We start from the raw sequence: 14,309 nt of genomic DNA, 5'->3' as shown, positions 1-14,309 counted from the left end.
TCGGCCGGTCGCCTCAGGCCTCCGACGGCAGCGCCGTGCTCGATTCCGCCGCCGGGTCGAGCGCCGCCCGGCGGCCCCGCCGGGCCACCACGAAGAGGCAGACGAACGCGATCCCGGTCGGCACGGCGAGCAGCGTGATGATCGTGCCCGCCGGAACACCCAGCGCCAGCAGCAGACCGCCGGCCGACGAACCGGCGATGGCCCCGATCCGGCCCGCCGCGGTCGTGAACCCCACGCCGGTGGTGCGAGCGGCCTGCGGGTAGACGCTGATCGGCAGCGTCGACTGCCCGATCGAGGCCGAGTTGATGCCGACGACGGACAGGGCGAGCAGCGTCAGCACGAGGACGACGCTGATGGGCAGCGCGGTCGCCGCCAGGCAGAGGAAGGCGATCCCGAGCAGCACCATGATCGGGAAGGCGGCGCCGGCCCGGCGGACCCAGATGGCCAGCGTCACCCCGCTCACGAACACGCCCATCCCGAGCAGCGACGTGCCGAGCGCTGCGGTCGACGGGCTGAACCCGAACTCGAGCAGGAAGGTCGGTAGCCAGGACACCAGTGAGTAGGACACGGTCGAGCCGAGGAACGCGAACGCCCACAGCAGGAGCGTCGACGTGCGCAGGCCGGTGCGGAACAGCGCGCCGACGCCCTGGCGCTGCCGCCCCTCCTCCGCTGCCGCGGCGACGGGGGCGTCCGGCAGCCGCCACCACAGCAGCACGAACAGCACCGTCGACAAGGCGCCGCCGAACCAGAAGACGGCCTGCCACCCGGCCGACGCGAGCAGCCGAGCCCCGATCAGACCGCCGAGGATCGATCCGCTGCCGAGGCCCATCGTCACGACGACGCTCACCGAGTCCCGCCACGTGCGCGTGACCAGATCCGCGGCCAGGGACACCGAAGCGGGCAGCACCGCCCCGAGCCCGACGCCGGTGACCAGCCGGATCACGCCCATGAGCGGCACCGTGGTGGCCAGCACGGTCGCGAACGTCGCCAGGGTGAGGAGGGCGACGGCGCCGAGGATCGTCGCGCGCCGCCCGATCCGGGCGCTGACCGGCCCGGACAGCATGTACCCGGCGACCGCGCCGATGTTGCTGGCGGCGAGCGGGAAGGTGAAGGCGGCCGGGGTCGTCCCCCATTCCTGGGCCAGCGACGGCACGGCGAACGCCAGCGAAATCGCGTCGTAGCCGTCCACGGCGATCGTGAGGAAGAGCAGGGATGTGATCAGAACGCTGGACCGGCTGCCTAATGAGGACGACGTCACTGTTGACCCCTTTGTCGATGTGGCGAAGACGGATTCGTCGCACCCGGTGCGGGGACGTTATGTGAACTCTTCTGCCCTGTCCAGTGGGGTTTCCGAGGTTCGTCCGAATGGTCCCTACCGGGTTCGAGAGAGTGGCATTCCGTGTGATGTTCCGTGTAACGGGTGCGGTAACGCCGGGCTGGACAATAAGGGGACAATATACTTTTTTCGCCGCCTTCTGCTCGGTTCCGGCCGGCGCAGGAAGGCCTTAGCGGTGTGCACGGAATACGGTCTCAGGCCTCCGCGACGTCCACCCCGTACCGCACCGCGAGCCCGGCGAGCCCGTCGTCGTAGCCCTGCCCGATGACCCGCAGCCGCCAGACGTCGTCGCGGCGGTAGATCTCCGCGAGCAGGAGGGTGCGTTCGGTGGTGGCTGCGTCGAGGGTGGCGGTGGCAGCGGTGACCAGGTCGCCGTCCACGGCCAGGGTGATCGCGCCGAGGTCGCCGAACGTCGCGTCGCCGGCCAGCGCCGCGGCGACGACGATCTTCGTGTGGTGCTCGTCGACCTGGGAGAGATCGATGCGGATGCTCTGCTCGCTGTCACCGTCCACGGACAGTGAGACGGCGCCGTGGTCGCTGACCGGGTTGTTGTAGAAGACGAAGTCCTCGTCGGCGATCACGCGCTCGTCCGCGTCGACGAGGAAGGCGACGACATCGACCTCGGTGCCGTCGGCGAGCGCGTCGGCGCGCCACGCGGCGTTGACCGTCCAGGCGCCGGCCTCGGGCAGGTCGATGACCTGGCCGCGGACCATCACCGGCACCCCGGCACCGATGGCGTCGCTGCGGTGGCGGCCGACGTACTCGGCGAGGTCGGAGTCGGTGACGGCCGTCGCGGCGGTCTCCGCGGCCGGGGCGGGGAGCGGGATGCCGAGCGCGGCGGCGCCGGTGTGCACGGGCAGGCCGGACTCGCGGATGCGAGCGAGCCGCCGGTCGGTCTCGCCGCCGGCCATCAGGATCACGTCGGTGACAGTGGCGGTGAAGTTGATCGCGGCCGAGCCGCCCTGCGCGGCGATCGCGGCGCGGACCTCGGCCGCCTGCGCGTGCGTGCCGCCGATGACGAGGACCCGCCGGCCGTGCAGCGGGCCGCGCGGGGCCGCTGCGACCCTGCGCCGCGGCGCGGCCGTGCGGCGGGTCACCGGATCGCCGGGCCGGACGTCGGAGAGCAGCTGCCGCAGCGTCGCCTCGTCGATCACGGGGATGCCGAGGGCGCGGGCCCGCTCGGCCTTGCGGGTGCGGTGGTGCGGGTCGTTGGTGACGAGCACGCTGGTCAGCCGGTTGACCGAGCGGCCGACGTCGAGTCCCGCCGCGACCAGCTCCGCGACGAGCCGCGCGCGCGGCGTGGTCGTCGCCCCGGTGACGGCGACCCGCATGCCCTGCACGAGCGGGCCGCCCGGCCGGAGCGGGCCGGGGTTGCGCCACGGGCAGCGCGGGGTCGTGGCCCGGTCGCCGGCGACGTTCTCGCCCTTCCCAGCGCAGTCGACGACGGGCAGCGGCAGGTCGAGCCGGGTGGCGAGCAGCAAGCTGTGGGTGAAGACGCGGGCGAGCACCTCGACGTCCTCGAGCGCGTCGTGCGCCCGCTGCCGCGGTACACCCCAGTAGGCGGCGAGGGTGTCGAGCTTGTGGTCGGGCACCGCGAGCCCGAGCCGCCGGCTCAGCGCGAGCGTGCACAGCCGCCGCTCGACCGGCAGCTTCATCCCGGCCCGGTCCGCCTCGGCCGCGAGGAACCGGTGGTCGAACGCGGCGTTGTGGGCGACCAGCACCCGCCCCTCCAGCAGGCCGAGCAGATCCGGCGCGACCTGCTCGAACCGCGGCGCGCCCGCCAGCTTCTCCCGCGTGAGGCCGTGGACGTGCACCGGCCCGGGATCCACGCCCGCGTCGACGAGCGTGTGGAACCGCTGCTCGGGTCGCCCGGCCGGATCGAGGGTCAGCGCCGCCACGCTCAGGACGCGGCAGTTCGCCGGGTCGAAGCCCGAGGTCTCGACGTCGACGACGGCCCAGGCGTGGTCGGTGTCGCGGAGCAGCTCGGTAGCCGCCGTGGTCACCGTCGAACCTCCTGTGCAGCAGACAGCGCTCGCCGCCGGGATCGGTGACCGTCGGGGAGCTGGCATACGGTCGCATTCACGATCACCCGGACGTCGTCGCTCGTCGGTGTGCCGTTACTCGGTGCAGACCACGCGGTTCCGATGCCCGGACCGCTCGATCAGCCCTCCGTAACGATCGTCCGGATCTTCACGAATGGGCTTTCGTCCGATCTTGTTCGGGCGGCACTGCTGCGGCGTGCCGGCGGAGCAGGCTCGGTGACCCCGTTCGGTGGTAGCAACTGCTCCGTGCGTACATTCCGCTACGGTCGGTCGCGTCACGGTCGGGGAACCGGAGTCGATCCTCCGGTCAGGTGTTGATCGTGTGGGGGAGACGACGTGGCGCGACTGCACGTTCTGGGGGACTGGCACGGCCCCGGTGAGGAGAACGCGGCCCGCAGGCTCGCGGCGGAGCTGCCCGAAGGCTGGGACATCGTGGCCGGGCGGAACGTACCGGACGGCATGGGGACCGTCGACATCGATCTGATCGTCGTCTCTCCGCGAGCGGTGTACGTCCTCGAGGAGAAGTCGTGGGGGCCGCACGTCGTCGTCGACGAGGTCGCCTGGTACGTCGGGGGCGATCGCCGGCACAGCCCGAACACACAGGTGCAGCATGCAGCCAAGGTCTTGGCGGGACGGATCAAGAGCCGGATCCGGGACTGGCGGGAGATCGAGCGGGCGTTCCCGCGCGGACATCGGGTCGTCCGCGGGCACATCCTGATGTCGCATCGCACCCTGGTTCTCGATGGCGCGGACCGGCTCGGCGAGGACGTCGTCCTGCGGCTCGACGAGGCCGCAGCCACCCTCCAGCGGCTCGATGCCACCTGTCCACCCGCCCTGGGTGCGCGGCGCCGGCAGCTCATGGAGTTCCTGCTGGGCCTGAACGTCCGCGGGCCCGAGGCGCCGCCGGTGCACATCTATCAGTACCGGGTCGAGGGCAAGCCGATGCGCCGCGGCAACGCGATCGTCTACGGCGCGCGGACGCCCGCCGGTGAGCTGGTCGATCTGTGCCTCGTCCCGGTGGACAACGCGGCAGATCCGAAAGCGGCGCACAAGCTGGCCACCCGTGAGCACGCCGCGCTGACGGCGCTGGCCGCCGCCGACCGTGCGTGGGGCGTGCACCCGTGGTTCCCCTGGGAGGGCCACGTCGTCACCCCCGTCGTCGTCGCCCCGGACGGCGAGAGCCTGGCCAAGCTGATCCGCTCACGCCGCCACGTCGACGAATCCGACCGCGTTCCGGCGGAGATCGGCGTGCCTGTCGTGCGGGACGCCTTCCAGGCGCTCGCCGACGTCCATGCCCGCGAGATCACCCACCGGGCGCTGCGGCCGGCGAGCATCGAGGTCACCCCGCAGAACCGGGTGCGCTTCCGCGACTTCGACCGGGCTCACCTGCCGTCGACGGAGACCATCGCGCCCCTGCTCGACGACACGCACCCGTCGGCGGCCTTCCATCCGCCGGGTGTGCCGATCGAGATGTTCCGGCCGGAGGACGATCTCTACAGCCTGGCGCTCAGCATGGTGCAGTGGCTGTACTGCGATCCCACCGACAAACCGGACCACGATCTCGCGCGTCGCCGGGCCGCGGAGTACCCGGAGGTCGGGCCGGTGCTGGCGCGCTGCCTCTCGCTGTCGCCGGGGGAGACGTTCTCGGCGGCCGAGGCGGTGGCGGCGCTGACCCCGCAACCACCGCCTGCCCCACCTGAACCGGAGGTGACGCCCGAACCGGTCGACGTCCTGCAGGAGGGGGCGCTGCTCGGCGGGCGCTACCGGCTGCTGCGGGTGCTCGGCGAGGGCGCCTGGGCGGTCACCTGGCTCGCCCACGACGAGAACCTCGACGAACGCCGCACGGTCAAGCACCTACGGCCGGGTCGCACCACGCCCGAGCAGGTCCGGGCCGAGTACGACAACGCGGCTGCCCTGCGCAGCTTCTACTGCGCCCGCATGCACGACCGGCTCGCGAAGCCGGAACCCGGCTGCCTCGTGCAGGAGTACGTCCCGGGCGAGACCCTCCACGACCTGACCAACGGCCGTCCGCCGTTGGAGCGGGAGCAGGCCCGCCGCATCGCCGTCGACGTGCTCACCGGCCTTGCCGACGCGCACGACCGCTCGATCTACCACCGCGACGTGAGCCCCCACAACATCGTCGTCCGGGAAGACGGCCAGGCCGTCCTGATCGACTTCGGGCTCGCCTCCCGCGCCGATGCCGCGCAGTCGGCGGTCGGTTCGCCGCCCTACACCGCGCCGGAGGTCTGGACCCGGCGCACGTGGTCGCCCGCGGCCGACATCTACAGCGCGTCGGCCGCCGTGCTGCACGCCATGCTCGGCAGGCTCCCGTACGCCGGGCCGGGGATCGACGAGCGGCGCACGTTCGTGCCGCCGACCGCCGAGCACCTCGCCCGGTACGGGCAGGCCCTGCTCGACGTCCTCTACCGCGGGGTCGCCTACGACCCGTCCGATCGCCCGTCGGATGCGCGCGCGTTCGCCGAGGAGGTGCGCCGGGCCAGCGACATCACGCCTGCGGCCGGCAGCCGCCGCGTCGTCAACCCGACGGTCGCCGCGCTGCGCGGGCTCTACCGGCACAGCCGGATCGGCAACGCGGGCAACCGCGGGCTCGACGACGTGTTCGCCAAGGACACCTACGTGCCGACCCGGCTCGACACCGAGTTGCTCCCGGCGATCGTCCGCGGTGAGCTCGATGTCGTCGTGCTCTCCGGGAACCCCGGCGACGGCAAGACGTCGTTCCTCGTCAAGGTCGGCGAGGCGCTCGACCGGGCAGGCGCGGTCACGCTGCACTCCGATCCGGCCGGCTGGCGTCGCCGGCTGGGGAACCGCACGTTCGCCGCGGTCTACGACGCGTCGGAGTCACACGGCGACCTGACCTCGGACGAGTTGGTCGAACGGGCCTTCGTCGGCGCCGACGAGCACACGGTGCTGCTCGCGGCCAACGACGGCCGGATCGCCCAGTTCTGCGTCGATCACGCCGACGTGTACCCGCAGGTGACGACCGAGCTGGAGCGGCAGCGCCTCGGCGGGGCAGTACCGCTGGGCGCCCGGATCGTGCTCGTGGACCTGAAGCGCCGCGCGCTGGCGATGCCCGATCCTGACGAGCCCTCGCTCGGGGCCAACGTGCTGAGGGAGCTGACGGCGCTGTACCGCTGGGAGGTCTGCCGCGACTGCGAGGTGCGCGAGGTGTGCCCGATCCGGCGCAACGCCGAGGTCCTGCGCGCTGGCCAGGCCCGCCGGACGGTCTCGGAGCTGCTGCTCACCAGCCATCTGCGGAGACGCAGACGGGCCACGGTACGCGACGTCCGGTCCGCGTTCGGCTGGCTGATCACAGGGGACAGGTCCTGCGAGGAGGTGCACGACGACGTCGAGAGCGGGCGGGATCCGCGGCCCGGGCGGGAAGCTTTCGACCTGGCCTTCGACCGGTCGAGCCGGGACTATCTCGTGCAGGAGTGGGCGGAGCTGGACCCGGCCGCACTGCCCGCACCTGCGCTGGCCCGCGCGGCGCGCAACAACCGCGCGCTCGTGCCGGACCTGGCCGGGCTGGACGCCGCCACGATGACCCAGCTCAAGCGCGCAGCGCTGTTCGGCGCCTGGTCGGTTCCCGGCGCGGAGCACGAAGTGCGCGCCTACCGCCACCTGCCCGAGTTCCTGGCCGCACTGGCTGAGCCGGACAAGGGCCTCACCCGCATCCTGCTCGGCGTCTCCCGCGTGCTCGCGTTCGTCGGCTACCAGGACGAAGGGCACCTCGCCCTGCGCGACCGGGTGTTCGACGATCCCGCGGTCCGCTCGATCGTCGTCATCAAGGAGCTTCCCGCGGCCGAGTTCCGGCTGGCCGGCCTCAGCGGGCCCGCCCCGTTCGTCGAGTCGTTCCCCGATCAACTGGAGCTGCAGCACCTGCCGTCCGGTGCGCGGCTGCGGATCACTCTCGACACCGCCGAGCTGCTCCTGCGTTCCGCCGATGGCGAGATCCTGGGTGACACCGCGTCGGAGGCGCTGCGGCAGGAGATCCAGAGCTTCGGCGATCGGCTCCGCCTGCAGCCCGCCCGCACCGTCAGGATCGTCGACGGTGCCGGCTCCTCGCTCGTGGCCACGGCGACGGCCGACGGCCGCATCGTCCGGGAGGTGGCCCGATGACGATCACCCTGCCGGTGCCGCTGCGCACCTACCAGTACCGCCCGCTGACGGTCTTCTCGCTGCTGGACGTGGATCCCGACCGGGTGCTCCCGTCTCTGTTCGAGCTGTGCGTCAAGGGCGGGCGATCGAGCCGGTCGCGCACCGATCCCCGCGACTACGTCGGATACCGCCAGGCGCTGCTCGAGAGCGGCGCGATCGTCGGGTTCGACGAGAAGAAGGACCTGGGGCTGCTCGACGGCTGGCTGCGGTCCTGCGTGGTCGACATGGGCACGGTCGGGCGAGCCAACACCGGCGAGCAGATGCTGGCGATCGCGCCGCTCACCCTGGCTGCGTACCGGGCCGGTCTGCCTGTGAAGCGCAGCCGCCACCGCGGTGTCGACGACGTCGTCTACCAATTGGTGCTCGAAGCGATGGCCCGCGAACTTCCCGATGCCGGGCCCGGCGCGGCGGTCGCGGCACTCCGGGAGCTGGTGGTGCGCACGGTGGGCCGCGGCCTGAGCATCGGGCCGGCCCCGACGTGGGAGCCGCGGCTCGAGGACCCCTCGGCCCTCGACATCGGCGCACTGCTCGCCTTCCGCTTCGTCGAGGGGTTCGCGATGGCGGATGCGCGCGAGGTGGCATCCGCCGCGCCCGAGAGCCCGCTGCCCGGCGTCACCGCGGACCTCGGCCGGATGCTGCTCGACCACCTGCGGGTCTACGGCGACCGGCTGCCCGTCCCCGCGTTGATGGCGAGCTTCGCCGCGCTGATGTCCATCGGCGTGCTTGCCTACACCCAGCGCGCCGAGACGGCCGCCCGCGAGCTGCTGCGCACCGGCGTCGCCCCGCCCGACATGGCCGACGGGCCCGCCCCGCCCTCCCCGCTGGAGATCTACTGCGACTTCACCGGCGTACTCGGTTCCGAGTCCGACCGGATGGCGCGGGCCTGTGTCGCCCGCGACCTGGACCGGCTCCGTCTCGCGTTCCGGGACCGGATGACGTTCGTCGTCGTCGAGAACGCGCTGCCGCGCATCCCCGGCGAGGCAGAACGCCGCGCCGGCCTGTCGGCTGCCGAGAAACTCGTCCAGCTCGCGCAGCTGCGCGATCATCGGCGGGTCGAGTCCTACGCCGAGGCGCGCATCGATGATCTCGTGGCCCAGGCGCAGTCGTCGCCCGATGCGACCGGCCCGGATCTCGACCTGCTCGAACGCCTCCAGCGCTCCGACGTGCCCGAGCTCGACAAGCTGCTCGACGTCCTGGAGCACGTCAACCTGGACATGGCGCTGAAGAACGCCGCGGCGTGGTATCGGTCGGTCGGCGGGATCGAGAAGTCCTACGGGCTGATCCGCGGCGACGTCCGCAACCGCCGGTCGTGGCGGTACGCGCCGGGCGACGAGCTGCTGACGGCGCTCCTGCTCGCGGTGTTCGTCGAACCGGACCGCTCGGGCCACCGCGCCGCCATGCCGCTGCGGGACGTCCTCGCCGCCCTCGAACATCGCTTCGGCATCCTCGTCGACCGGCCGCCGGCGTTCCTCGACGGCGCCGAGGCCCGGGAGGCCGCCACCGCGAACCGGGAAGCGTTCACCCGGCGACTGCAGCTCCTGGGCTGCTTCGACAGCCTCTCGGACGACTTCTCCGTGCAGATCGTCCGCCATCCCCTCGGAGTTCCCGCATGACGAGCACCTCCGTCGCTGCGCCGACCCTGCCCGCGCTCGTCCTCGACGCCGTGGCGGACCAGATCGTGGTCGCTCTCGACGGCCGCGATGCCGGCCACTGTGTCCGCATCGACAGCATCCGCCGCACGGACGCGGCGGAGCTCGTGGGCCTGCTGCGCGAGTTGCTGCCCGACGGTGCCGCCGACGTGTACGTGCTGGTCGATCGCGCGGACGAGGCCGACGGGAAGCTGTCGGTGCCCGCCGAACGCGCCATTGAGCTCCGCAACCGCAAGGAACGGCCGCTGGTGCTGATGGTGCCGGTCGGCAGTGGATCGGCGGCCAGCTCGCTGGACAACAGCTTCGCCCGGATCGACGTCACTCGGCTGCTGGCCACCGCAGCCGACACCCTCCTCGAATCGATCGAGGACCCGGAGGTGCAGGACGGGGTCCGCCAGGTGGCCCGCGAGCTCGGCCGCAACCGCCCCGTGGAGGCGTGGGCCCGCTTCGTCGCCACGGTGTCGGCGAAGCCGACGTGGGAGACCGTCGGCGCCGCGCTGTGGATGGTCGGCCTCATCCCCGATCGCGGCGGTCCCGAGCTGGTCGGGCGGCTGGCGCGCAACGGGGCCTGCGTTCGCGCGATCGCGCGGCCCGGGCGGGCGGTGGCGCCCGTGGCTGACCGGCTCACGGCGGCCGCGCTGGTGGAGGGCCCGGCCCGCGACCGGATCGCCCGGTTCCTCACCCGGCCCGAGGTCGATCTCTCGGATGCACCGTCGTGGGCGGCGATGCTCCTGCCCGAGGAGCTCACGTTCGACGTGTGGCCGCTCGTCGAGCGGGCGCCCACCGAGCTGAACAGCGTCCGGCTCGAGACCTTCCTGAAGGACGACGGCACGCTGCGCGCGGGAACCCGGCTGAGCCAGGACGGCCCCGGCGAGCTGCCCTACGTCGAGACCGGGCCGGACACGCCGGGTTCGGTGGTGGTCCGCTGGCGGACCGATCCGCCCACCACCGCAGGTGTGGATCGCTGGCTGCTCGAGGTCGTGCCGTCCGCCGATCTGCGCGACCCGGACACCGCGCCCGTCGCCCGGCAATCCGTCAAGGGCGACAAGAACCGCGCGACGATCCGCATCGACGTCACCGAGGAGGACGTCGCCGACAACGGCCTCGTGGTGGTGCGGCTGACCGCGATCGACCGCGACGGCCAGCCGGTGCTCCTGCGCGACGGCGGCGAGGCCGTCGACGAGAGCCAGCAGTTCGCCCTGCGCTGGGAGGAGGCGCCGGTCACCGGAGCGGCCCGGCGGGCCTCGGCCGAATCGCTTCCCCTCGCGCGGCTCGACGCAGCCCTCGACGGCCAGGACGACTTGACGGAGGGCAGCCCGACCTGGAACGGCGGCGCGTTCTCCGTCCGGCTCGGCGGCAGGCGGACCGTGCAGCTGGCGCTGAGCCCGGCCCTCGTCACACTGCAGGACCAGCTGCTGCAGTCCCGCGGGCGGGCGGTCGCCTGGGAGGCCGACGGACGGCTGGGCGAGGTACTCGACGCGGAGGCGTTCGAACCCGTGTCCGGGCCCCTCCCGCCGACGTTCACCGAGCGGCGCCGGAAGCTGTTCGAGAAGCTCGACGCCCGCCGTCCGCGGCACGTCGCCGAGACCCTCGTCTGGGACGAGGAGCTGAGGCAGGAGGTCTCGCTCTACTGCCAGAGCTACCGCCGGGCGCTCGACTCGGCACCGGATGACGAGACCCGCACCGCGCTGCTCGCTCTCGACACCGTCCGGCTCTCGATCGACACCGTCGGCCATCCGCCGATCGCCGCGGTGATCGTCCTTCCGGTGCATCCGTTGCGGCTGAGCTGGGCCGCCGAGTACGACGCGACCCTGACGCGGTGGGCGCAGGAGCTGTCCACCGTCGGACGGACGGCCGCGAAGCGGCGGCGCGCCGTCGACGGCCGGCTGGTCCGGCGGGTCACGCCCGCGAACCTGCCGTTCGCGATCTACGGGGTCAACGGCCTGCCGTACATCTACGCCCGGGAGGCGACCCTCGGCACCGGTATCTACCTGTACGCCGAGGAAGCCGAGCCGGGCGCCGCCGTCCAGGCCGTTTTCGAGGTGCTCGGCCTCGACCGCCGCGACGTCGCCGCCGAGGTGCCACCGGCCGCGGTGGCGGAGCGGTTCGCCGCCTACCGCGCCGTCAACCCCGGCCAGGACGGGCTGCGCGTGCTCGCCTACAACGCCGGATCGGGGGAGCTGCTCGCCCGGGCGCTCGGTGAGTCGGTCCTTCGCGAGCCGGAGGCCGGTGAGGAGCTGGCGGCGCCGCCCGCCCGTCTGGAGATCACCGCGTACGGCAACCGCCTCTCCTACACCGACCCCGTGCCCGCCCTCACCGACCTGCAGCGGGCCGTGGCATCGCAGCAGGTGAGCGGTGCCCGGTCGCACCTGACGCCGCCGCTCGGGCTGACCGTTCGCCCGCACACCCGGCTGGCGTCCGACCGCGAGGCGGCGAACGTCGCCGTCGTCGCCGATCTCGCCCGGACGCAGACCGCCGACTCGGCGTCGGTGTCGGCGGTCGCAGTGTCGCATCCGGCCACGTCGTTCCGTAACCTGCTCACGCCGGCGCAGACGCAGCGGGTCGCCGCGCCGAAGCCGAAGTGGCGGACGGCGCCGGCCATCCGGCTGCGCAACCGCGAGGGGGCCGTCGACGCCGTCGACGCGCACCGCAGCTATCAGGCCGCGCTCGCGATCGCCCTCGGTTACGAGGGCGGGCCACTCGCCCTGACCGCCGAGCTCGGCGAGGCCGAACTGGCCACGCTGCGGGCCGCCCACGAACGCGCCGACTGGGTCGTGACCCTCGACCGCAACCTCGGCGTCGATCTCTTCAGCGCACCCGACACCGTGGGCGCGCCCTACCTGCTCGACTACGCACCGGACTTCCTCGAAGGACTCGGGCCCCGCCTCACCGTGACCACCGCGCATCGCGGGGAGGTCGAGCGGCTGCTCGCCGACGCGATGCACGGGCTCGACCTGGCCGCCGTCGAGAACTCGGTGCGGGTCGTCCTCGACCACCTGCAGACCGTGTCCGGGCGGCTCGCGCTGCGTCTCGTCGGCCGCTCCACGCTCGCGGCGGAGGCTGTCAGCCTCGCGGCGCTGATCGCGCACCTGCGCCGTCGCGGTGAACTCGACGGGTGCCTGATCGTACCCGTGGACGCCCACCAGGAGGTCTTCGGCGACACCCGCGGTGATGCGAGCGTGCGCCGGTGCGACGTGATCCTCGTGCGGACCACGCCTCGCACGATGCGGCTGGAGTGCATCGAGGTGAAGTCGCGGCGCGCCGCGGCGCTGCCCGCCGCGCTGGTCGACGACATCGTCGACCAGCTCGATGCGACCGTGGCGATGCTCCATGACACGTTCTTCCGCACCGATCCGCCGCGCATCGACGCCGAGCTCCAGCTCGCCCGCCTCGGCGGCATCCTGCGCCATCACGCCGACCGCGCACTCGCCATGGGACTGCTCGACCTCCGTCGCCGCGGCGAGGTCGAGCGCATGATCGAGAAGGTCGAGGACGGCGCGCTCGTGCCGGAGATCGGGCGGCGCGGCTATGTCGTCAGTCTCGCCGGCGCGGCCGGGTTCCCGGCCGAGCACCGTGGCGTGAAGATCGACGTGCTCACCGCTTCCGATCTCGGCGCGCTCGGTTTCGAGTCGCGGCGCGGCGTGCCCGTCGTCCCGGTGCCGGAGTGGCGCCCGGAACCCGCCCCGTCCCCGGTGCCGCCGCGGCCGCGTCCGTCACCCCGGCCGCGCGCCGTCCGGCCTGCACCGGTGGAGGTGACCGGGCCGCTCCCGGCCGTGCCCTCGGCGGTGTCCGCTTCGCCTGCCGACGACGAGTCGACCGTTCTGATCACCGATCCGCTGCGGGCGGGCGTGGCGCAGCCGCCTCCCGCCCCGGCCTCGCGTCCGGTGCCGGAGCTGCCCACCTCGGTCGAGGTCGTGCTGGGGACGGACGCCCACGCCGCCGAGGTCCGGTGGCGCATCAGCACCGCCGGCAGCCCGCACCTGTTCGTGCTGGGCATCCCCGGCCAGGGCAAGTCGGTGACCACGCGGCGGATCCTCAGCGCCTTCGCCGAGCAGGGGCTTCCTGCGCTCGTCGTCGACTTCCACGGCGACATGGCTGCGGCTCCGGCAGGCGGGGCCGCCGTCCTCGACGCCGCGCAGGGGCTGCCGATCTCGCCGTTCGAGCTCGACGATCCCGCCCGCTACCGCGAGGTGGCATGGGAGCTGTCCGAGGTCGTCGGATACGTGTGCGGCCTGGGGGAGATCCAGCGCAACGCCGTCTACGACGGGATCCGGGCGATCTACGAGGCCAAGGGCTTCCCGCGGTCGGCAGGCCCGGAGGTCTGGCCGACGATGGAGGATCTCGCCACCGCCATCGCGTCGGTCGACACGAGCGCCCGAATCCGCAACGTGGTCGCGCGGCTGCGCCCGCTGAGCGACTTCGGCCTGTTCACCGATCCGCGCGAGAGCCGCCCGTTCGCCGATCTGCTGCGGCAGGGCGTCGTGATCGACGTGCACGCCCTGATGGAGCAGGTGCAGCGCGCGGCGGGGGCGTTCGTGCTGCGCAAGGTCTACCGGGAGATGTTCCGGTGGGGGCAGACGAACCAGCTGCGGCTCGCCGTCGTTCTGGACGAGGCGCACCGGCTCGCCCGCGACGTGACCCTCCCGAAGATCATGAAGGAGGGGCGCAAGTACGGGGTCGCTGTCGTCGTCGCGAGCCAGGGGGTGGAGGACTTCCATCCCGACGTGCTCGGCAACGCCGGCACGAAGGTCGCCTTCCGCTGCAACTACCCGCAGAGCCGCAAGGTGGCCGGCTTCATGCGGGGTAGGGGCGGGCAGAACATGTCCGAGGCGCTCGAAGGGCTGTCGGTCGGCCAGGCGTACGTGTCCACGCCGGACCATGCCGAGGCACGGCGAGTGTTCATGGCGAAGGACTGATCGTTCCCATCGGACCGTCAGCGGTCGGCCTACGGAAATGCCGGTAAACCAACGGCAGTGATAGGGGTGGAATCAGGGTCGGCGCAATTCAGCGGGCGGCGCGAGAGGCGTAGCGCGGCTAGTCCGATTGGCTCATGTCCGGCGAAGATGTCCCTGATCCTGATCGCATCTCGGGAATGCCCGTAACGAC

5 protein-coding genes are annotated in these 14,309 nt (G+C 72.7%); 3 read left to right on the top strand and 2 right to left on the bottom strand.

Translation table 11 applies throughout. The annotated features are described in order from the left end of the window. Positions 1–13: 13 nt before the first annotated feature. Entirely contained in the window at positions 14–1,258 is a 1,245-nt protein-coding gene (locus BUE41_RS07000) for an MFS transporter (RefSeq protein WP_073456060.1), read from the bottom strand. Between the two features lie 272 nt (positions 1,259–1,530). Then, complete coding sequence (locus BUE41_RS06995) at positions 1,531–3,339, bottom strand: TerD family protein (protein WP_200803790.1); 1,809 nt, start codon at positions 3,337–3,339, stop codon at positions 1,531–1,533. Between the two features lie 375 nt (positions 3,340–3,714). On the opposite strand from BUE41_RS06995, the gene BUE41_RS06990 reads away from it, so the two are divergent. From BUE41_RS06990 to BUE41_RS06980, 3 genes are read left to right on the top strand one after another with little or no spacing between them, the layout of a single operon-like run. Continuing rightward, positions 3,715–7,515: a protein kinase domain-containing protein gene (locus BUE41_RS06990; protein WP_073456058.1), complete on the top strand. Its 3,801-nt coding sequence runs from the start codon at positions 3,715–3,717 to the stop codon at positions 7,513–7,515. Next, positions 7,512–9,167, top strand: a complete 1,656-nt coding sequence (gene mads7 / locus BUE41_RS06985; RefSeq protein WP_073456055.1) for a methylation-associated defense system protein MAD7 — start codon at positions 7,512–7,514, stop codon at positions 9,165–9,167. Before BUE41_RS06990 ends, mads7 begins: the two co-directional genes overlap by 4 nt. Then, positions 9,164–14,119, top strand: a complete 4,956-nt coding sequence (locus BUE41_RS06980) for a helicase HerA domain-containing protein (protein WP_073456054.1) — start codon at positions 9,164–9,166, stop codon at positions 14,117–14,119. The genes mads7 and BUE41_RS06980 overlap by 4 nt, the downstream gene beginning before the upstream one ends. The last annotated feature ends 190 nt before the right edge of the window (positions 14,120–14,309 follow it).

This window comes from Pseudonocardia thermophila (assembly GCF_900142365.1).
Classification (GTDB): domain Bacteria; phylum Actinomycetota; class Actinomycetes; order Mycobacteriales; family Pseudonocardiaceae; genus Pseudonocardia; species Pseudonocardia thermophila.
This window is presented reverse-complemented; position numbering and strand designations above follow the sequence as displayed.

What these genes read in the sequence shown, in the direction of transcription:
- mads7 (WP_073456055.1), top strand. Translation starts at nt 7,512, where the DNA reads ATGACGATCACCCTGCCGGTGCCGCTGCGCACCTACCAGTACCGCCCG.
- BUE41_RS06980 (WP_073456054.1), top strand. Translation starts at nt 9,164, where the DNA reads ATGACGAGCACCTCCGTCGCTGCGCCGACCCTGCCCGCGCTCGTCCTC.